The sequence below is a fragment of the Hwanghaeella sp. genome, from assembly GCF_965227365.1.
Classification (GTDB): domain Bacteria; phylum Pseudomonadota; class Alphaproteobacteria; order UBA8366; family Aestuariispiraceae; genus Hwanghaeella.
The window spans coordinates 302709-321894 of record NZ_OZ245754.1 but is presented as its reverse complement, the minus strand read 5'-3'; the positions used below and the strand labels follow the sequence as shown (position 1 = coordinate 321894).

The 19186-nt window shown below is 59.4% G+C and carries 17 protein-coding genes; 9 read left to right on the top strand and 8 right to left on the bottom strand.

The window, feature by feature from the left end; genetic code table 11:
- Positions 1-172 precede the first annotated feature (172 nt).
- Genes ACQK2G_RS01410 through ACQK2G_RS01400 form a run of 3 tightly spaced genes read left to right on the top strand, consistent with a single transcriptional unit; the run spans position 173 to position 4174 of the window.
- Positions 173-1459: an O-acetylhomoserine aminocarboxypropyltransferase gene (locus tag ACQK2G_RS01410; RefSeq protein ID WP_425403225.1), complete on the top strand. Its 1287-nt coding sequence runs from the start codon at positions 173-175 to the stop codon at positions 1457-1459.
- A gap of 47 nt (positions 1460-1506) precedes the next feature.
- On the top strand, positions 1507-2547 hold the full coding sequence (bmt, locus tag ACQK2G_RS01405) for a betaine--homocysteine S-methyltransferase (protein WP_425403224.1): 1041 nt from the start codon (positions 1507-1509) through the stop codon (positions 2545-2547).
- Positions 2548-2581: 34 nt separating this feature from the next.
- Entirely contained in the window at positions 2582-4174 is a 1593-nt protein-coding gene (locus tag ACQK2G_RS01400; protein ID WP_425403223.1) for a 5-guanidino-2-oxopentanoate decarboxylase, read from the top strand.
- Positions 4175-4190: 16 nt separating this feature from the next.
- Here ACQK2G_RS01400 and ACQK2G_RS01395 read toward each other — a convergent pair whose 3' ends face one another.
- The 3 genes from ACQK2G_RS01395 to ACQK2G_RS01385 all read right to left on the bottom strand — a co-directional run bounded on the left by ACQK2G_RS01395 (position 4191) and on the right by ACQK2G_RS01385 (position 5597).
- Positions 4191-4634 (bottom strand): MarR family winged helix-turn-helix transcriptional regulator, encoded by a 444-nt coding sequence (locus ACQK2G_RS01395; protein ID WP_425403222.1) that lies wholly within the window; start codon positions 4632-4634, stop codon positions 4191-4193.
- An 84-nt stretch (positions 4635-4718) separates the two neighbouring features.
- Complete coding sequence (locus ACQK2G_RS01390) at positions 4719-5204, bottom strand: SRPBCC family protein (protein WP_425403221.1); 486 nt, start codon at positions 5202-5204, stop codon at positions 4719-4721.
- Between the two features lie 30 nt (positions 5205-5234).
- The gene (locus ACQK2G_RS01385) at positions 5235-5597 is read right to left on the bottom strand and encodes a DUF1428 domain-containing protein (protein ID WP_425403220.1); all 363 of its coding nucleotides are present in this window, start codon (positions 5595-5597) and stop codon (positions 5235-5237) included.
- Between the two features lie 304 nt (positions 5598-5901).
- Between ACQK2G_RS01385 and ACQK2G_RS01380 the strand changes: the two genes are divergently transcribed.
- The 4 genes from ACQK2G_RS01380 to ACQK2G_RS01365 all read left to right on the top strand — a co-directional run bounded on the left by ACQK2G_RS01380 (position 5902) and on the right by ACQK2G_RS01365 (position 10753).
- Positions 5902-7296, top strand: a complete 1395-nt coding sequence (locus ACQK2G_RS01380) for an aldehyde dehydrogenase family protein (protein WP_425403219.1) — start codon at positions 5902-5904, stop codon at positions 7294-7296.
- A 95-nt stretch (positions 7297-7391) separates the two neighbouring features.
- Positions 7392-9056 carry an acetolactate synthase large subunit gene (locus tag ACQK2G_RS01375; protein WP_425403218.1) on the top strand — a complete coding sequence of 555 codons (1665 nt, stop codon included), beginning with the start codon at positions 7392-7394 and terminating at the stop codon, positions 9054-9056.
- 389 nt (positions 9057-9445) lie between these two features.
- Positions 9446-10192: a hypothetical protein gene (locus ACQK2G_RS01370; protein ID WP_425403217.1), complete on the top strand. Its 747-nt coding sequence runs from the start codon at positions 9446-9448 to the stop codon at positions 10190-10192.
- A gap of 357 nt (positions 10193-10549) precedes the next feature.
- Positions 10550-10753, top strand: coding sequence for a cold-shock protein (locus tag ACQK2G_RS01365; RefSeq protein ID WP_425403216.1), 204 nt, complete (start codon positions 10550-10552; stop codon positions 10751-10753).
- 90 nt (positions 10754-10843) lie between these two features.
- Here ACQK2G_RS01365 and ACQK2G_RS01360 read toward each other — a convergent pair whose 3' ends face one another.
- The 4 genes from ACQK2G_RS01360 to ACQK2G_RS01345 all read right to left on the bottom strand — a co-directional run bounded on the left by ACQK2G_RS01360 (position 10844) and on the right by ACQK2G_RS01345 (position 14699).
- Positions 10844-11701: a DMT family transporter gene (locus tag ACQK2G_RS01360; RefSeq protein ID WP_425403215.1), complete on the bottom strand. Its 858-nt coding sequence runs from the start codon at positions 11699-11701 to the stop codon at positions 10844-10846.
- 73 nt (positions 11702-11774) lie between these two features.
- Positions 11775-13055, bottom strand: a complete 1281-nt coding sequence (locus ACQK2G_RS01355; protein WP_425403214.1) for a hydroxymethylglutaryl-CoA reductase, degradative — start codon at positions 13053-13055, stop codon at positions 11775-11777.
- Between the two features lie 14 nt (positions 13056-13069).
- Positions 13070-13918, bottom strand: a complete 849-nt coding sequence (locus tag ACQK2G_RS01350; RefSeq protein WP_425403213.1) for a fumarylacetoacetate hydrolase family protein — start codon at positions 13916-13918, stop codon at positions 13070-13072.
- A 43-nt stretch (positions 13919-13961) separates the two neighbouring features.
- Positions 13962-14699 (bottom strand): SDR family oxidoreductase, encoded by a 738-nt coding sequence (locus ACQK2G_RS01345; RefSeq protein WP_425403212.1) that lies wholly within the window; start codon positions 14697-14699, stop codon positions 13962-13964.
- A gap of 125 nt (positions 14700-14824) precedes the next feature.
- On the opposite strand from ACQK2G_RS01345, the gene ACQK2G_RS01340 reads away from it, so the two are divergent.
- Positions 14825-16354, top strand: a complete 1530-nt coding sequence (locus ACQK2G_RS01340; protein WP_425403211.1) for a UxaA family hydrolase — start codon at positions 14825-14827, stop codon at positions 16352-16354.
- Between the two features lie 46 nt (positions 16355-16400).
- Here the strand turns inward: ACQK2G_RS01340 and ACQK2G_RS01335 are convergent, their stop codons facing one another.
- Positions 16401-16676: a hypothetical protein gene (locus ACQK2G_RS01335; protein ID WP_425403210.1), complete on the bottom strand. Its 276-nt coding sequence runs from the start codon at positions 16674-16676 to the stop codon at positions 16401-16403.
- A gap of 389 nt (positions 16677-17065) precedes the next feature.
- Here ACQK2G_RS01335 and ACQK2G_RS01330 point away from each other — a divergent pair, with 389 nt between their 5' ends.
- The gene (locus ACQK2G_RS01330; protein ID WP_425403209.1) at positions 17066-19087 is read left to right on the top strand and encodes a PAS domain-containing sensor histidine kinase; all 2022 of its coding nucleotides are present in this window, start codon (positions 17066-17068) and stop codon (positions 19085-19087) included.
- Positions 19088-19186 lie beyond the last annotated feature (99 nt).

Genomic DNA, 19186 nt, shown 5'->3' with positions numbered 1-19186 from the left:
ATAACGCCCCGCGCACGCCGTACAACCGGCCGCCGGTTCACCTGTCCTTCCACAGGAAGACCTCACTGCGCTTGGCACACGCCCCCCAAATCCGCTACATCCGGGCGATACGGACCGCGGGCGGACAGCCATCCAGGCGGTTACCGGGAAGAGTTGGGAGGGGACGAGAGACATGACCGAGCGGAAACCGGGCTTCGACACCTTGGCACTGCATGCCGGCGCGGCGCCCGATTCGGCGACCGGCGCACGAGCGACGCCGATCTATCAGACATCGTCCTACGTGTTCGACGACGCGGAACACGCTGCCTCGCTCTTCAACCTGCAGGAGCCGGGTTTCATCTATTCCCGCCTGACCAACCCGACCGTCGCCGTGCTCGAAGAGCGCGTCGCGGCACTGGAAGGCGGGATCGGCGGCACGGCCACGTCGTCCGGCCATGCGGCGCAGATCCTGGCGCTGTATCCGCTGATGGGGCCGGGTGCGCATGTCGTCGCCTCGAACAAGCTGTATGGCGGGTCGATCAATCAGATGGCCCATACCTTCAAGCGGTTCGACTGGTCGACCACATTCGTGGACCCGGACAACCCGGAGAATTTCAAGGCCGCGCTGACGCCCGAGACCAGAGCGATCTTCTGCGAAGGGCTGGCCAATCCGGGCGGGGTGGTCGTCGACCTGGAACCGGTTGCCGAGATCGCCCACGAAGCGGGTATACCGCTAATCGTCGACAATACTTTGGCTTCCCCCTTCCTCCTGCGGCCCTTCGACTGGGGAGCGGATATCGTCGTCCATTCTACGACCAAGTTCCTGTCCGGCAACGGCACCTCGGTCGGTGGCATGGTCGTCGAGAAAGGGACTTTCGACTGGACCGCCAGTGACAAGTTTCCCAGCCTTTCGCAACCGGCACCGGAATATCACGGCCTGACCTTCTATGAGACCTTCGGCAACCTCGCCTATACAATGTTTGGCCACGCGGTCGCGCTGCGGGACCTGGGTTGCACGCAACAACCCTTCAATGCCTGGGTCACGCTGTTGGGGATTGAGACGCTGCCGCTGCGCATGGAACGGCACAGCCAGAATGCGCTGAAAGTCGCGGAATACCTGGAAAACCACCCGGCCGTCGATTGGGTGAGTTATGCCGGACTGAAATCCAGCAAGTATCACGGCCTGGCCCAGAAATATCTACCGCACGGCGCCGGCGCCGTTTTCACCTTCGGTCTGAAGGGCGGTTTCGGCGCGGGCGTGAATTTGGTGGATTCCGTGGAACTGTTCAGCCATCTCGCGAATATCGGGGACGCCAAGTCTCTGATCATCCATCCCGCGTCGACGACCCACAATCAGTTGACGCCGGAACAGTTGGACGCCGCCGGGGCCGGGCCGGAAGTGATCCGCCTTTCCATAGGCCTGGAAACGGCGGAGGATATTCTGGCGGATCTTGAACAGGGCCTGGCCAAGGCAGGCTAGCCGCGCCGCTGGTTATAGAGAAATCTGGAACGAAAAGGACCGCATCGATGTCGGACGCTTTCCTGAAACTGCTGGGCGAACGCGGCTATCTGGTCGCCGACGGCGCGATGGGCACCAACCTGTTCAAGCGCGGGCTGGAAACCGGCTATCCGCCGGAACTTTGGAATGTAGAACACCCGGAACGCATCGCCAGCGTCCATCAGGAATTCGTCGATGCGGGCTGTGACCTGATCCTGACGAACAGTTTCGGCGGCAACGCCTATCGTCTGAAACTTCATCAGGCACAGGACCGTGCCTATGAACTGGCCAAGGCCGCCGCGGAAATCGCGCGCCTTGTCGCCGACAAGGCCGATCGTCCCGTCTTCGTGGGCGGATCGATGGGCCCGACCGGAGAACTGCTGGTACCGAACGGCGCGCTGACGCATGAAGAGGCAGTCGAGGCCTTCGCTGAACAGGCCCGGGGCCTGGCCGATGGCGGCGCGGATTTCCTGTGGGTGGAAACCATGTCCTCGCGAGAGGAAGTCGATGCCGCCATCGAAGGCGCGCAGACGACCGGCCTGCAGGTCGTCGCGACAATGACCTTCGATACCGCCGGGCGAACGATGATGGGCGTCACCCCGGAAGAAGCCTATGCGCACATCCATTCGCGCCCGCATCACCCGCTCGCCATAGGGGCAAATTGTGGTTTGGGTGCGACGGAGAACGTCGTTTCCGTCGCCGCCATCGGCAAGATCGCCGATCCGGAAACCATCATCGTCGCAAAGGCGAATTGCGGCGTGCCGGAATTCAAGAACGGCGAATTCACCTATACCGGCACACCGGAACTGATGGCCGACTATGCGCGGCTGGCGCGCGACGCGGGTGCCAGGATCATCGGCGGCTGCTGCGGTTCCGACGGCGAGGTGATGAAAGCGATCGTCGAGTCCCTGAAAGGTTATGAGCCCAAGAGCATTCCGACGCCGTTGGAGGTGATCCGGCTTCTGGGGCCGTCGACCTATCTGAACGAAGAGGAAATCGCCAAACGCGAGGCGGGCGACGGCCCGAAGCGACGAGAACGCCGTCGGCGCCGCGGCGGTTCCGACGAATAGACCGGTAACCATTAGATTCTGAGGGGGACGGGGCATGCAGAATGTCGGCCAGGCCTTGGTGCATTTGCTCGAGCAGTACGATGTCGACACGATTTTCGGCATTCCCGGCGTGCACACGATCGAACTCTATCGTGGTCTGACGCAGACTCCTGTACGCCACGTTCTCGTACGACACGAACAGGGCGCGGCCTTCATGGCAGACGGTTATGCCCGCGTCAGCGGCAAACCCGGCGTCTGTTTCCTGATCACCGGCCCCGGGGTCATGAACGCGATGACGCCGATGGGGCAGGCCTATTCTGATTCCGTGCCCATGCTGGTTTTCTCAGGCGTTCTCGCGCGGGACGATATCAACATGGGCCGTGGCCGTCTGCACGAGATGAAAGACCAGCGCGCCGCCACCGCGACCGTCACAGCCTGGAGCGCGACGGCGCCCGGCCAGGATGCGATCCCTGGGCTGGTCGCCAAGGCCTTCGCCGATTTCGCAACCGCCCGCCCAAGGCCGATCCATATCGAAGTTCCGATCGACGTATTCGGTGAAACCGTGCCGCAGAGTTGGAACGCACAGCCCGCCCCGGCCTCTCTGTCGCCCGACAAGGATGCTACGGAAGAGGCGGCACGGCGCCTTGCCGCGGCGAAATCGCCGGTGGTCATCGTCGGTGGCGGCTCGGTCGGCGCGGCGGCGGAAGTAACCGCTTTGGCCGAAGCACTCGGTGCGCCCGTCATCACCACCATTTCGGGCAAGGGCGTCGTTTCTAGCGGTCACCCGCTGTTCGCCGGATCCATGATCGCGGATCCAGACGTTCGGGCGCTTGCCGCCGGGGCGGATGTGGTGCTTGCCGTGGGAACCGAATTCGCCTCACCGGATTTCTGGGACGGCGAAATCGACCTGCCCGGCTTCATCATCCGGATCGACCTGGACCCTGCGGAACTGGCGGACGATTACGGCGCCGGCCTGCCGATCCGGGCCGATGCCCGCAAGACCGTTGCCGCGATCAACGAAGCCTTGCCGGCCCTGTTGATCGATAGCGGCCGTCGGGGCGCACACCATGACCTCGCTGCTCTCCAAGCGGCCTTCCGCGAACGGGATACGGCTGCCAGGGCGCGCCACCGCGTGGTCCTGGACGCAATTCGCCGCGCCCTGCCCGAAGACACCGCCATCGCCACCGACATGACCCGCATCGCCTATAGCGGGAACGAGGTCTTCCCGGTCAGCGAGCCGCGGCTGTGGCTGCATCCGGTCGGTTTCGGCACGCTGGGATATGCCCTGCCGGCAGGGATCGGTGCCTGTTTCGGCCGCCCCGGAAAACCGGTGGCCGTCCTGGCCGGCGACTACGGGTTTCAATTCACCCACAACGAATTGGCGACGGCGGTGGAACACAAACTGCCGCTACCGATCATTCTTTGGAACAACAATGCGTTGGGGGAAATCCGCCAGGGTATGATCGACGCCGAATTCACGCCGGTCGCGGTCGAACAGATCAACCCGGATTTCGGACTGCTCGCGCAATCCTACGGCTGCGCTTACGCACGGCCCAGCGATCTAAGGTCCCTGGAACGCGCTTGCGCCGGGGCGCTGGACGCCGGCGGCCCGACCATCATCGAAGTGACCAGCGCCGTTCTTGGCTGACGTGAAACGCAGCGGATCACGTCAGATCGATCAAGCCTTCGCGCAGGGTGTCCGGCGAGGTCGATTTCAACAGTGAATCCAAATCGTCGTGGGTCTGGCGCCAGACCGGCACCGCTTCCTTCAACACGTCACGGCCGGAATCCGTAAGGACCAGACGCCGGCCGCGCTTGTCCTTTTCGTCGACACGGACTTCGATCAACCCACGTTTCTGCAGTGGCTTCAGGTTTGCGGTCAGCGTCGTGCGGTCCATCGCCAGCAACCCGGCGACGTCATTGATGCGGGGCGGTTCCGGACGATTCAATGAAATCAGAAGAGAGAACTGCCCATTGGTGAGCCCAAAGGGACGTAACACCTCGTCGAATTTGCGTGCGACCGACCGCGCCGCACGCTGCAGGTGAAGGCAGAGACACCGATCCCGCACCTCACGGGTCACTTCGAGGGGTAAATCTGGACGCATCATCCTAACCAACCGTCATTGGACCTCCCGTTTTCGTCCACCCGTCTTCATTCGTCCAGTCCGGCACGGCATTTTGAGCGCGGCGCTTCAAAGAGATCTCGCCAGACCCTCCAACTGACCGGCGGCCTTTCTCCACCCCTCATGAAAGCCCATCTTTTCATGGCTCTCCTTGTCTTCCAGGGTCCAATGCAAGGCCCGGGCAACATATCGAGTCCGTCTTGGACCGTCGTCGGACAGTTCCATATCGGCAATCATGAAAGGCTTTCCGGAAGGACGCCAGGCTTCGGTGAAGGCATCGGTCCAGACAATCCGCTCCAAAGGCCTGACCTCCAGGTAAACCGATTGAAGCGGGTGCACTTCGCCGTCCGGTCCACGCATCGTCATTTCAGCCCGCCCGCCTGACCGCGGGTCGAGGATGGCATCCGTGACCCGCCACGGCCGCGGACAGAACCACTGCTCGAGCAATTTCGGTTCCGTCCAGCATCGCCAAACCTTGGATCGTTCCGCATCCAAGATCAGAGAAAGGGTCAGTGTCCTATCGTCCACATCGGCGGGTATCGCCACATCCAACATCAATGCCTCCCGATACTGTCCTGTTGGTCGTCAATCGAAGGTGAGGTCGATGATCGGTTCGAACCCACCGTAAATCATGCGCATTCCGTCGAAGGGCATGCTCTTCATCATCTCTTCCGTTTCCGGATCCGCGTGCATTTTTTCATAAGCGGCCATACGTACTTCCCTGGACGGCCAAACGATCCAGGCAAAGACGACTGTTTCGTCCGGCTCCATCTTCACTGCCATGGGGAACGAGGTTATCTTACCGTCCGGCACGTCATCCCCCCAGCACTCGACCATTCCCTTGGCGCCCAGGCTTTTGAAGTAATCGGCACCCTTCAGGGCGAAGTCCCGGTACTCTTCCCGGCGGGCCGTCGGCACGGCCAGCAAAAAACCATCTACGTATGACATCACAAAGCTCCCAATCCATATTTCGGCTCCACTATCTTTTAAGTTGATATCAACTTATTTGTCAAGCGGGGACGACCGGGGCCGAATTCACAATGAACTGTGAGCCTTCGCACAGACAACCCTTTGCCGGTGCAACGAGAATTTGCCCGAGTAAAGGATCGGATAGGGCCGCCAAGGGCTACACACTTCGTTCAAATACTGTAGGATAGTACCACCGGTAACACCTAATAAGCCGGGAACCGTTGTATTTCGCCCGTTTCCGCGATGGCGGGCGTGTTATCGGCACCGTGAAGGGGAGAAACTCATGGCCGAAAAGGCAGTAACCGCGCCGTTCGATGGCGCGTTCATCCAGAATGTTCCGGCGGCGGACGCCAATACGGTCGAAAAGGCGCTTTCAACGGCCTATGGCCTATACCGTGACCGGAAAAGCTGGATTCCCAAACACAAACGCATCGAAATTCTCCGCAAGACCGCGGAAATCATCAAGGAACGGCGCGAAGACCTCGCCCTTCAGGCGGCCCGCGAAGGCGGCAAACCCCTGCCGGATTCGCTCGTGGAAATCGATCGTGCAGCCGATGGCGTGGAGAATTGCGTCGAAGTCATCCGCGCCGAAGGTGGCCATGTCATCCCGATGGGGGTGAATGCAGCATCCGTCGGCCGCATGGCCTTTACGCAATTTGAGCCGATCGGTGTCGTCGTCGCTGTTAGCGCCTTCAACCACCCCTTCAATCTTATCGTTCACCAGGTGGCGCCCGCCGTTGCGACCGGATGCCCGGTTATCGTCAAGCCGGCAGAAGCGACCCCGATTTCCTGCTTCAATTTCGTGAACATCCTGCGCGAAGCCGGATTGCCGGAAGAATGGTGCCAGGTCGTGGTGCCGGAAAACCGTGAGATTTCGACCGCGCTGGTAACCGATGCCCGCGTCGCTTTCTTCAGCTTTATCGGATCCGCAAAGGTGGGGTGGAGCCTTCGATCCCAATTGGCGCCGGGCGCCCGTTGCGCCCTGGAACATGGCGGCGCGGCCCCGGTCATCTATGCCAAGGATGCCGACATGGCCGCCTCCCTGCCGCTTTTGGCAAAAGGCGGGCTTTATCATGCCGGCCAGGTTTGCGTTTCCGTGCAGCGTGTCTTCGCCGATGCGGCCGTCGCCGGCGACGTTGCGGACGGGTTGGCCGAACTGGCCATGAAAATGAAGGTCGGCGACCCGACCGAAGCGGACACGGAAGTCGGTCCCATCATCAAGAAGTCGGAAGCGGATCGGATTGAGGAATGGATCAAGGAGGCCGTAGACGGCGGCGCCAAGCTTGTCTGTGGCGGAGAACGCCTGTCGGACAGCCTCATCCAGCCGACCATCCTGCTGAACCCGCCGCCGACGGCCCGGGTTTCCCAAATGGAAATTTTCGGCCCGGTCATCTGCGTCAATTCCTATGACAACATGGACGACGCTTTGGCCCAAGCGAACTCCCTGCCCGTTGCCTTCCAGGCCGCGGTGTTTACCCAAAACCTGGATACGGCCCTGTATGCCTATAAGAATCTGGACGGCACGGCGATCATGGTCAACGACCATACCGCCTTCCGTGTCGACTGGATGCCGTTCGCCGGAGCCCGACAATCGGGCCACGGTGTCGGCGGCATTCCCTATACAATCCATGAAATGCAGACGGAGAAAATGATGGTCATGCGGTCCAGTGCGATCTGACCGAAGGCCCAATAACACCGATTACCGGCGGCCTGCATCAGCGGCAACCGCCAGACAACAACGCCAAACAGCAAATACCAGCCATGGGGGAAACCATGAAAGCGTCTGATCTATTCGTAAAATGCCTGGAAGCCGAAGGGGTGGAGCGCATCTTCGGCGTACCCGGTGAGGAAAACGCCGATATGATGATCTCGCTGCTCGACAGCAAGATCGAATTCGTCCTGTGCCGTCATGAACAGGCCGCCGCCTTCATGGCGGATGCCTATGGTCGTCTGACCGGCAAGGCCGGCGTGTGCCTCGCGACCCTTGGCCCGGGCGTGACAAACCTCGTCACCGGCCTCGCCGACGCCAACATGGACCGTGCGCCGGTCGTAGCGATCATCGGGCAAGGGTCCACCAAGCGGCTTCACAAGGAAAGCCACCAGAACATGGACTCGATCGCGATGTGCAAGCCCATCAGCAAGTGGGCCCAATCCATCGTCGACGGCAAGAACATCACCGAGGTGGTCCGCAAGGCCTTCAAGATCGCCGAGCAGGAAAAGCCCGGCGTGACAGTCATCGAACTGCCGGAAGACGTCGCCAAGGAAGAAGTCGACCACAAGCCGATGCCGCCGGTGAAGGTGCGCCGCCCGGCTGCCGACCATAAAGCCGTCGCCGCCGCGGTCGACATGATCGCTCAGGCGAAAAAGCCGATCATCCTGGCCGGAAACGGCGCGATCCGGAAACGTGCGGCCCAGCAGTTGCAGCGTCTCGCCCACAAGTTGGGTATCGGCGTGGTCAATACCTTCATGGGCAAGGGCGCGGTCCCGATGCATGACGACCATTGCCTGTTCACCATGGGGCTCGGCAGCGGCGACTACAACAACCTCGCCTTCGATGATGCCGACCTGGTGATTTCCTGCGGTTACGACCTCGTGGAATACGCCCCGAGCGCGTGGAACCGGACCCAGAAGGAAAACAAGAAGATCATCCATATCGACTTCTGGCCGGCGGAGGTAGATCGCGACTACCCGGCCGATGTGGAAATCGTCGGTGACTTGGCGGATGCGCTCTGGCAGCTCAACGAAGCGGTGAATGACCGTTTCGCCGGCAAACTGCCGTTGTTCGACATCGGCATCCGCAAGGAATTGCGGCAGACGATGTGGAATGACTTCCAGGCGGAAAAGGACGATACCGGCATCCCCGTCAAACCGCAGAAGATCCTGCATGACGTGCGCCAGTTCATGGGAGCGGAAGACATCCTGTTGAGCGACGTGGGCGCCCATAAGATGTGGATCTCCCGTTACTATCAGTGCGAGGTCCCCAATACCTGCCTGATTTCCAACGGCTTCTGCACGATGGGATTTGCCATGCCCGGCTCGATCGGCGCCAAGCTCGCCAATCCCGACCGCAAGGTATTGTCGATCAGCGGTGATGCCGGGTTCATGATGAACGTCCAGGATTTGGAAACCGCGGTTCGCCTCAAGCTGAACATCGTCGCCATGGTTTGGTGCGATGGTGAATACGGCCTGATCAAATGGAAGCAGCAGAACGGCTTCAACGGCCGTCATAGCGACCTTCAGTTCACCAACCCGGACTTCGCCATGTTGGCGAAGAGTTTCGGAATGTGGGGCACTGAAGTGACCTCTGCAGACGGTGTTACCGCCGCATTGGAAGAAGCCTTCAAACAGGACGGACCGGCCCTCATCGCCGTGCCGGTCGATTACGCCGAAAACATGAAACTGACGGAACGCCTCGGCAACGTTCAGGTTCAGATCTAGTCAGACCGCGCCCCGGCGGGGCGCACCAAAATTTGGAAACAGCCGGCCCATATATCCCGTGGGCCGGCTTTTTCTATAATGATCGAGGTCCGGAAACACACTACCCCAGCACGCTGCAGGCACGCGACAATCAATGGGGTATCGATTCTCTGCACACCACCTCCGTACCGCAAAAGATTCAAAACAGGGGTGGTTTTCGTCAACAAAAGCAGCGCATATCGATGCATTGTTAATGATCATTAAACTAAACTGTGAGGGCATCTGTTGACGTTCTTATGTTTTTCTCATGATATAGGAATGTAAGGAACGGGTTCCGGAAGCAAGAAAAGCGCCTCCTGGATCCATTCAACTTGTTTTACTTTGTCCGTCTTTCCCCAAAGGACGTTACCATGAGCATGATAACTAGACTCCAGCATTATGCTGCAGTGTCTGTAGTCGCGTTGGGCGCATCTCTAACCGCTTCTTCTTTCGTTGCGCAGTCCTATGCGGCAACGGTGAACGTGGTGCCGACCGATTGGATCGAAAGCGCGGATTACGTCTCAGGCACCAATCGCCCTGACCTTCCCGACTACATGAATGTTGGGGCGGATAGCGAACTTAGGATCAGCGGACCGCTCGGAAGCCCTGAATCCGAACGTGATTTCTTCAACAATGCCTTGGGCCTTAACCTGCAGTTCTTGGGAAAAATAGACGGCGACAAAGAGCCCGATACATCAGGTATTTACAGTTCGAATTCCTCCAGCTTACTCGGCCCTTTAGCTGGAAGTGTCGATGCCGGGGGCTCTGAGGCTGATGGGGTAGAAATCGCTTTCGATATATCCACGGGTATAGGCTCCAACGGGCAACACGCATTTACGCTCGACCTTCTTGCCCCAGCCTCGGGATGGACCATTGCCGGCGTCTATATCAAGTCCAATGTCGGCGGAACTTTCTGGTACGGTGATGATTTGGGTGGTTTGTACAGTCTGCTCTATAAGACATTTCCTCCTGCGAGCGGAAAGTTTCAGGACAACAGCCATGTAACCGTATTCGGACAGGCGACCGTGGTTCCACTACCGGCAGCGTTGCCACTGGCCGCCAGCGCTTTCGGACTGATCGGTCTCCTCGGCTGGCGCAGGAGCCGTCGGACGGCATAGGAATTTCGTCCGCCCCTCTCCGAGGCCGAGGGCCTCAATACGATTGAATCTGTTTTGCGAATTTAGCGGTGCTTACCCGAGCACCGCTTCTATTTTTTTCAAACCGCCGTATTGCAGCACCGGTTTGAATCACAAACATCTGCCACGAAACAAAAACTTCTCAGCAAATTCTCTTGCGTCTTGTTTCAGGCTGGCGCATACCTCCACATGTGACATCGCTGCCGCAGGACGCAGGACGAGTAGTTGCGCCGCAGCGCGATCAGAACTCCCCACACAGAATGCCAAGCGTTGCACCCCGTCCGGATAAGGGATTTCCGGCGGGTGACTACGGTGAACGACCAGTGAAGGGTACTAACAATGGCTACCGGTACGGTAAAATTCTTCAACACGACCAAAGGCTTCGGCTTCATTCAGCCCGAAGACGGCTCGAAGGACGTCTTCGTCCACATCTCTGCCGTCGAACAGGCCGGCATGAGCACGCTGAACGAAGGCCAGAAGGTCAGCTTTGAAATCAAAGCTGAGCCGCGTGGTCCGAAGGCTGTTGACTTGAAGGCGCTGTAAGTCTGCGTTCTGAAGGTTTTGCTAGGGCCGTCCCTTCCGGGGCGGCCCTTTGCATTTCCCGATCCACGCTTTTCTTGATACCGGTCTGCCCTAGGCTCTTGCGGCGGCGGCGCGTGCTCGGCGCGCACGACGAGACTCCAGCCAGGTATTGAGCCAATTGCTGGTCAAGATAACCATTCCGCCAAGCACGACTTCAAAGCCGACGGTTTCCGAGAAGAAGAAGTATCCGACTGCCGCAAAGGCAGGCAGACGCAGATAGTCCATCGGTGCGACGACCAGAGCATCGGCCGAAGACAGGGCTTTTGCCAGGCAGAAATGTGCGGTCAGGCCGCAGAAGGAAATCAGGACCATCCAGGCCCAGACTTCCGTACTCGGTACAACCCAGCCCCCCAACGCCGGCAGCAGCCCCATCGGTGCCTGTATCAGGCCCATGTAAAACAGTATGCAGAGAATGCTATCCGACCGGGTCAGCCGCTTGGTCGCGATCATTGAAAGAGCAAACCCAACCGCCGCAATCATCACGGCGACGGAACCCGCCTGAACTTCCACCTCCCACGGCCGGACCACAATCAACACACCGCTGAACCCGGCGACCAGCACCAGCCCTCGCAGCCAGGTCATCCGCTCGGCCAGCAGGAAAGGCGCGAACACGCCGATCCACAACGGCGTCGTGAATTCAATCGCCACGACCTGGGCCAGAGGTATTGCGGCCACGCCGAAAAACCAACCGAACTGGCCAACGAAATGAGCGCAATTTCGAGCTAAATGGCCTTTGAGGTTGCTGGTCTTGAACTGCCCCAGACCGCCAGGCGTGCACAATGCGATACCGACCACCATGGTCAACATGATCGCGCTTCGGAAGAACATCAGTTGAAATGTATCGAGTTCCGCGGAGACGTTGCGGGCCGACACGGCCATCGTGCTGAAAGACAGCAACGCACCGAACATCCACCCCGCCGCCCGGAGTGGATGCTGCGAGGGCGCCGTCATTCCGCTTGAGGCCGGAGCCATGGGGCTGCCGTCAGCCGCCGGCACCGGAGCGGATTTGCTCCAAGGCCTCCCGGGCGGCGTCCTCACGAATTTCCTTGCGAGCCACGATGGCACCGGCGACCGCTTCGATCTCATCCCCGGTCGCGCCAACGGCAATGGCCAGATTCTGGGCATGAAGGCGCATATGGCCGGCCTGAATCCCCGTCGTGGCCAGGGCTTTCACCGCAGCGAAATTCTGCACCAGACCGACAGCCGCGGCGACCTTGGCCAAACGCTCGGCCGTGGTTACCCCCATGATCTTCAGACTGGCCTGAGCGGTCGGATGAACCTTGGTCGCGCCCCCGACGATTCCCACCGCCATCGGAATTTCCATGACGCCGTGAAGGTCTCCCTCCGGGGTTTTGTTCCAGGTGCTGAGCGCCGTGTATCGTCCCGAGCGGGACGCGAATGCATGCGCCCCTGCTTCGATCGCGCGGGTATCATTCCCCGTTGCCAGGACGACGGCACTGACACCGTTCATGATACCCTTGTTATGGGTTGCGGCGCGATACGGATCGGCATCCGCGAAAGCGGAAGCGGCGATCATCCCATCCCGGACCTCTTCCCCGCCGATCGTTTCGGTCCGCCAGACGCCTTGGACGGTGACGACACGACGGTCCGCGAGGTTCGAGAGAATTCGCAGCTTCACCTTGCCGCCGGTCCATGTTTCCACATGGGGAGCCAGTTTTTCCGCCATCGTATTGACCGCGTTGGCACCCATCGCATCCCGGGTATCGACGATCAAATGCAGAATGACCATCGGACCGATGCGCGTGTCGAGGACGCGCACTTCGATATCCCGAAACCCGCCGCCCAGCTTCAACAGCATCGGGTCGCAGGCATCACATGATGCCTTGATATCGTCCCGACGGTCGAGCAGCGCCTGTTTTGCTGCTTCCGGATCCGGCATGTCCAGGATCTGAACCTGGGCAATCATTTGCGGTCCGGTCCAGGTTGCCGTGATCCCACCGGTATCGCGGCATTGCTTGGCAGCGTTGCAAACCGCCGCAATGACCGAAGACTCTTCCGTCGCCATCGGCACCAGTACCTCTTCCCCATCGACGATGAGATTGGTGGCAATCCCCAAAGGGACATTCATGGTGCTGATAACGTTCTCCGAAAGGTGATCGGCGAGGTCGACCAATGCCGACCCCGCTTCGATCAGATGCGATTTTCCTTCGTTACCCAAACCGCTGCGGCGGGTAACGGCATCCAAACGCTCTTCCGGAGAAAGAGAATGAAACCCTGCAATCCTGGAACCGGTTTCCGACACAATTTCCCCCGCGTCTATCGGGACCACGCAACGCAGGTCTGACGCTGCGTGCCGAGCCCTTCGATACCCAATTCCATGACATCGCCAGCCTTCAGGAAGACCTGCGGGTTCTGCCCGGCGCCGACACCCGGCGGCGTTCCGGTGGAAATAATATCGCCCGGCATCAGCGTCATGAATTCGCTGATATGGCTGATCTGATGGGCAACCTTGAAGAACATCGTATTCGTGCTGCCGTCCTGATAGCGATGCCCGTTCACGGCGCAATACATCTTCAGGTCATGCGGGTCGGGCACTTCGTCCGGCGTCACCAGCCAGGGACCGATGGGGCCGAAGGTATCGCTGCTCTTTCCCTTGGTCCATTGACCGGCATAGTCGAACTGGAAACTGCGTTCGGAGACGTCATTCGCCAGGCAATAACCGGCAATGCAATCCATCGCTTCTTCTTCCGAGACATAGGACGCCTTCTTGCCGATCACGACGGCCAGTTCGACTTCCCAGTCGGTCTTCTCTGAACCGCGCGGGATGACGACATCGTCATTAGGGCCGACAATGGCGCTGGTCGCCTTGGCGAAGATCAGGGGATGCGACGGCATCGGTTGGCCTGTTTCCGCGGCATGGTCGGTATAGTTCAGACCGACGCAAATGAATTTCGGCACATTGCCGACGCAGGGACCGATGCGCGGATTTCCGTCGACCAGAGGCAGACTGGCCGGGTCCAGAGCACGGAGCTTGTCCATATCGGGGCCGGAAAACAGCGCCCCATCGATATCGGCGACGACACCGGACAGATCGCGAATGTTGCCATCCGCATCCAACATACCGGGCTTTTCAGAGCCCGCTTCCCCATAGCGCAGAAGCTTCATCTTCTTCTCCTCAGAATGATCGTTTTAGTCGGGTGTCTGGCGCCTAAATGCACCAGCCACCGTCGATGATGTAGGGTTGACCTGTTGTGTAGGACGACTCGTCGGACGCTAGGTACAGGGCCAGGTTAGCTATTTCCTCAGCCGTGCCGAGACGCCCCATCGGTTGCCGCGCGATAAATGCCTGACGTGCCGTTTCCCCGCCCGATTGCTCGATCCGGTCGTGCAGGCTGGGCGTTTCGACTGTGCCCGGGCAAATCGCGTTGATACGGACGCCCTGGGTAACGAAATCGGCCGCCAACGAACGGGTCAGGCCAAGCACCGCCCCCTTGCTGGCGCCGTATGCGACACGATTGGGAGCCCCGGTAACCGCGCCCGCGACCGAGCACATATTGACGATGCTGCCGCCGCCGGCCTCGACCATTTTCGGGAGGAAGGCCTTGCACATGCGAAACATGGCTTTGACGTTCAGATCGAATGAGAAATCCCAGTCCTTGTCGTCGCAGTCGTAAATTCCGCCCATATGAACGAAACCGGCGCAATTGAACAAAACGTCGATTGCGCCGACATCCGCGGCAATCGCGGTGATCTCGTCCGGGTTCAAGACGTCCAATACGCGCGTCTCGATATTCGGCGTTCCCGCCAGCGCCGCGAGCGCCTTCTCATTGACGTCGGTGGCGATGACATGCGCGCCTTCGGCTGCGAACAATTCCGCCGAGGCGCGGCCGATGCCGTTCGCCGCCGCCGTGATAAGACAGGTTTTTCCAGCAAGACGTCCGGCCATAATCCTCCCCCATGTCACAAGTGCCCCTCTTTTGGATGTGATTGTTAGAGGGGTTGGCGGGAGCTACTATAGTTGTCAGACAACTGTGCGCCAAGCACGCTCACACCTTCTCAGGGAGAAAGATTATGGCCGGAAAGGAACAATTGACGATCCGCCTGAACAGCGCCGACAACGTCGTCGTCGCCCGCGCGGACATCCTTCCCGAAACCGAAATTCCAAGCGAAAAGGTTACCGCCGCGCAGCACGTGCCGGCCGGTCACAAGATTGCCACACGGCAAATCGCCAAGGATGAGCCGATCCGCAAATACAATCAGATCATCGCCTTCGCGACACGCGACATCGCGCCCGGCGAGCATGTCCACACCGAGAATTGCGAGTTCCGCAGCTTTGAACGGGACTACGCCTTTTGTCAGGACATGCGCCCGACCCAGTATTTTACCGGCGACGCCCAAGCGAGTTTTCAGGGTTTCGTGCGACCGAACGGGTCGGTGGGCACGCGGAACTACATCGGCATTCTGACCAGTGTGAATTGCTCCGCCACCGTGGCGCGCTATATCGCGGAATCCTTCCCGAAAGAGGAACTGGAGAAGTATCCGAACATCGACGGCGTCGTCTCCTTCGTCCATTCAACGGGCTGCGGCATGGCGAATTCCGGCGACGGCTACGCCAATCTGCAAAGAGTGCTGTGGGGCTTTGCGCGGCATCCCAATTTTGCCGGCATTCTGATGGTCGGCCTCGGCTGTGAGGTCAACCAGATCGACTTCCTGCTGGACGCCTATAACATATCACCCGGCCCCGCCTTCCAGACGATGACCATTCAGGACACCGGGGGCACCCGTAAGACAGTCGCCCGGGGCGTCGACATGATCCGCGAGATGCTTCCCGCGGCGAATGAATTCTCGCGACAGACCGTTCCCGCCAGCCATTTGACCTTGGCGCTGCAATGCGGCGGGTCCGATGCCTATTCCGGGATCACCGCCAACCCTTCACTCGGCGCCGCTGCGGACCTGTTGGTGCGTCACGGCGGGACGGCAATCTTAAGCGAAACGCCGGAGATCTATGGAGCCGAACACCTGCTCACGCGGCGCGCCGTCAGTGAAGCGGTGGGCAAGAAGCTGGTGGACCGGATCGAGTGGTGGGAGAACTATACCCGCATCAACAGCGGATCGATGGACAACAACCCTTCCCCCGGGAACAAGAAGGGGGGCCTGACCACGATCCTTGAAAAGTCCCTCGGCGCCGCGGCCAAAGGCGGCACCACAAACCTGACCGATGTCTACAGGTATGGGGAAACGGTTCGGGAAAAGGGCTTCGTCTTCATGGACAGTCCCGGCTACGATCCATGTTCCATCACCGGGCAGGTCGCTTCAGGCGCGAACGTCGTCTGCTTCACCACCGGTCGCGGTTCGGTTTATGGCTGCAAACCGTCCCCGAGCCTGAAGCTCGCGACCAATACCGCCATGTATCGCCGCATGGACGAGGACATGGACATCAATTGCGGACAAGTCATGGATGGCGACGCCACCATCCAGGAAATGGGCGAACAGATCTTCAACCGTATCCTTGAAGTGGCCTCCGGCAGCCAGACGAAATCGGAGTCGCTGGGTTTTGGCGACGACGAATTCATCCCCTGGCAAATCGGGGCCGTCATGTAGAGGCTGAATAGTAAGAGGCTCGGCTGCTTGAAACCGAGTCGCGGGACTATTCCGATGTGTCGGATTTGCCTTGAAGGGATGTTTCCGAACCGCCGAGCCCTTGCTGCAGTCCTTGGAAGATATCGCCGTCAACGGCAGGCTTTCCCTTGCCGCCCAGATCGTAGATTTGGGTGGTTCCGGCCTGACCGATCGCGCTGAAACTCAAGCCGCCGGCCTGTCCACCTTCCGCGAAGGTCGGCAGTTGCAGATCATTTGAGTCCTGTTTTTTGAATTGCCCCGTTTCCTGAGGCAGTAGCGACCCGGCCATTGCCGTTGACGCCATAAACAATCCCGCTAGGCAGAAAATGACGGCGCGCATATCGCCGCTCCTGTTTTCATTGGAAATAGTTTTCCTCAATTCAGGAAAGTAATGACCGCCCGATACACGCGCAAGGCGCAACAGCGTGCAGAAACCGGTAAGAAGTGACCGGCTGGTCACAATCCACACGCATTCCTTGACATTCAACCCATGAGGGTATTCGGAAAATGGGAACAGCAGCAAGAAGAACGCCCATATATTATTGATATTAAATAAATAAGGGCCGGCGCACCGACCACCACACTCGCGTTGGAGGTTGTGTGTATGCCTGTTAACGTCGCGTTAAGGTCTTCGTGATTCCTTACGGAACTACATTCTTTCGGGTGGTTTACCTGACTGAACGTGACGGGAAATTGGCGGGATTTACCTTGGGGATACGGGATCTCGAATACCGGACCTTTTTGGTCGCCATGGCGATGGCAGGCGCTGTCATCGTCACGATGCATGGCGCGTCGCCTCTGGTTGAGTTGGTTGTAACAACGGCCGGTGGCATGGGCCTGCCCAAACCGTTCCACCATTTGTCCCCGATATCCGCAACAGGCATCTTCCTTGCCGGCCTGGCCGCGCTCCTCTCCCAAAGAGGGTTCATGAAATCGACAGTGATCGGCGGCGGCCTCGTTGTATTGACCGGATTGCTGATGCTGTTGCAAATCCGGCTCGGCGGCGTGGCCGACATCGAGGTTGCAAGCACGAGTCCAGGGGCACCCATTTCGCTTTGCGCGATGACCGCGATCTGCCTGTTGATCTCAGGATCCGCTCTGCTTTCCCGCGGTGCCGACCACTTTGTGGGCGATGGCGTGTCCACAGTGACGTTCATCCTGCAGGTTCTCCTGGCCAGCGCAGCGGCCGTCGCGTTGTCAGCCAACTGGGTAGATGCGATATCGACGACCCTATGGGGTCGCCTGACCCATCTGCCGCTTCCCTATGCCGTCAGCTTCCTGGTTTTGGGTCTGGGTCTGACGGCGAGGTCCTGGGCGGAAGGCCGAAAGCCAGAGGGTCCGAGCTATTGGACGCCCATCATGGCATTTGCAAGTGCCGTCACCGTAACCCTGTCCATATGGCAGGCACTGCATGAGGATCGGCAAACCGCGATCGGGCAATTCTCCTCGACGACCGGCGACTTCTCGGATGAGGCCCTGCTGCTGTTCGGCCTGATAATGGCGACCTCGTTGGCATCGGCGATCGCGGCGGCGAGCAAAGCGCGTAGCGCGGCAAATGACGCGATGGCATATGCCGCCCGGTTCCGCCACGCGGAAAGAATAGCCAATCTGTTTCATTGGCGGACGGGCCCGCGTTTGGAGCAATGGACTTATGCCTCGGACTATGCCGAGACTTTCTACGGTCTCCCCTTGGAAGAGTTTTTCGATGGCCGTCGTAATTTCGCATCGATCGTCTATGCGGGCGACCGGCCGCGGGTCCTGGCCGAGTACGATGCCATCAATCAGAACCCCAAACCGTTTACGATCGAGTATCGCTTCGTCCACCCGGAGGGAATCCGGTTCTGCCGCGAAGTGGGCGAGCCGATATTCGATGCCAAGGGCAGTGTCCGATACTTCCGGGGAACGACACAGGACATTACCGAGAAACGTTCCACGGAAGCGCAATTGATGGAGGCTAAAGCGGACGCCGAGAACGCGAACCGCGCAAAGTCCGAATTCCTGGCCCATATGAGCCATGAGCTTCGAACACCGTTGAACAGCATCATCGGGTTCAGCCAAATCATCAATAATCAGGTCTTCGGTCGGATCGGCAATTCGAAGTACGAAGACTATCTCTCGGTCATAGAACGATCGGCCCAGCATCTGCTCTCCTTGATCAACGACGTGCTGGACCTGACGAAGGTCGAGGCCGGCAAGGTCGAGATGTCCGAGAGCCTTTTGCGTGTACCCGACTTGATGCGGGAGGCCGTCGAACTCGTCTTCGGTGCAGCCGAGATTAAAAGGGTCCATTTCCGCATAGAACCGGAAATGGAGCAGACGCTACTTTACGGCGACAAGCGATCGGTTCTGCAATGCCTGACCAACCTATTGAGCAACGCGCGCAAATTCACGCCCGAAGGCGGAACGGTCACGTTGGGTCTGGCCTTGGCGACGGACAACGGCTACCGGATTTCTGTGTCCGATACGGGAATTGGCATCGCCGAAGACAAACTGGACCTCGTTCTGGAACCTTTCAGTCAGGTCCGTCTGGATGTCGAACACAGCACCCAGGGTACCGGGTTGGGTCTGGCCATTGTGAAACGCCTGATGGAATTGCACGGCGGCAGGATCGCCCTGAACAGCAAACTTGGGGACGGAACCACCGTCACATTGTTTTTTCCGCAACAGCGCACAATCCGAGCGGATAGCACGGAAATGCAGGCCGTATCGGCCTGACAACCGCGTCCGACGCACTCACCACACAGCGATCTTCACCGCTTTCCGCTTTCAGTGCGGAAGGCCTTCCGCATAATACCGATCCAATGCTTCTATTGC

Coding starts and splice junctions, on each gene's coding strand:
- ACQK2G_RS01380 (WP_425403219.1), top strand. CDS start 5,902: ATGGCCGAAAAGGCAGTAACCGCGCCGTTCGATGGCGCGTTCATCCAG.
- ACQK2G_RS01390 (WP_425403221.1), bottom strand. CDS start 5,204: ATGTTGGATGTGGCGATACCCGCCGATGTGGACGATAGGACACTGACC.
- ACQK2G_RS01375 (WP_425403218.1), top strand. CDS start 7,392: ATGAAAGCGTCTGATCTATTCGTAAAATGCCTGGAAGCCGAAGGGGTG.
- ACQK2G_RS01365 (WP_425403216.1), top strand. CDS start 10,550: ATGGCTACCGGTACGGTAAAATTCTTCAACACGACCAAAGGCTTCGGC.
- ACQK2G_RS01335 (WP_425403210.1), bottom strand. CDS start 16,676: ATGGCGTCAACGGCAATGGCCGGGTCGCTACTGCCTCAGGAAACGGGG.
- ACQK2G_RS01340 (WP_425403211.1), top strand. CDS start 14,825: ATGGCCGGAAAGGAACAATTGACGATCCGCCTGAACAGCGCCGACAAC.
- ACQK2G_RS01395 (WP_425403222.1), bottom strand. CDS start 4,634: ATGATGCGTCCAGATTTACCCCTCGAAGTGACCCGTGAGGTGCGGGAT.
- ACQK2G_RS01385 (WP_425403220.1), bottom strand. CDS start 5,597: ATGTCATACGTAGATGGTTTTTTGCTGGCCGTGCCGACGGCCCGCCGG.
- ACQK2G_RS01370 (WP_425403217.1), top strand. CDS start 9,446: ATGAGCATGATAACTAGACTCCAGCATTATGCTGCAGTGTCTGTAGTC.
- ACQK2G_RS01360 (WP_425403215.1), bottom strand. CDS start 11,701: ATGTTCGGTGCGTTGCTGTCTTTCAGCACGATGGCCGTGTCGGCCCGC.
- ACQK2G_RS01400 (WP_425403223.1), top strand. CDS start 2,582: ATGCAGAATGTCGGCCAGGCCTTGGTGCATTTGCTCGAGCAGTACGAT.
- bmt (WP_425403224.1), top strand. CDS start 1,507: ATGTCGGACGCTTTCCTGAAACTGCTGGGCGAACGCGGCTATCTGGTC.
- ACQK2G_RS01410 (WP_425403225.1), top strand. CDS start 173: ATGACCGAGCGGAAACCGGGCTTCGACACCTTGGCACTGCATGCCGGC.
- ACQK2G_RS01350 (WP_425403213.1), bottom strand. CDS start 13,918: ATGAAGCTTCTGCGCTATGGGGAAGCGGGCTCTGAAAAGCCCGGTATG.
- ACQK2G_RS01345 (WP_425403212.1), bottom strand. CDS start 14,699: ATGGCCGGACGTCTTGCTGGAAAAACCTGTCTTATCACGGCGGCGGCG.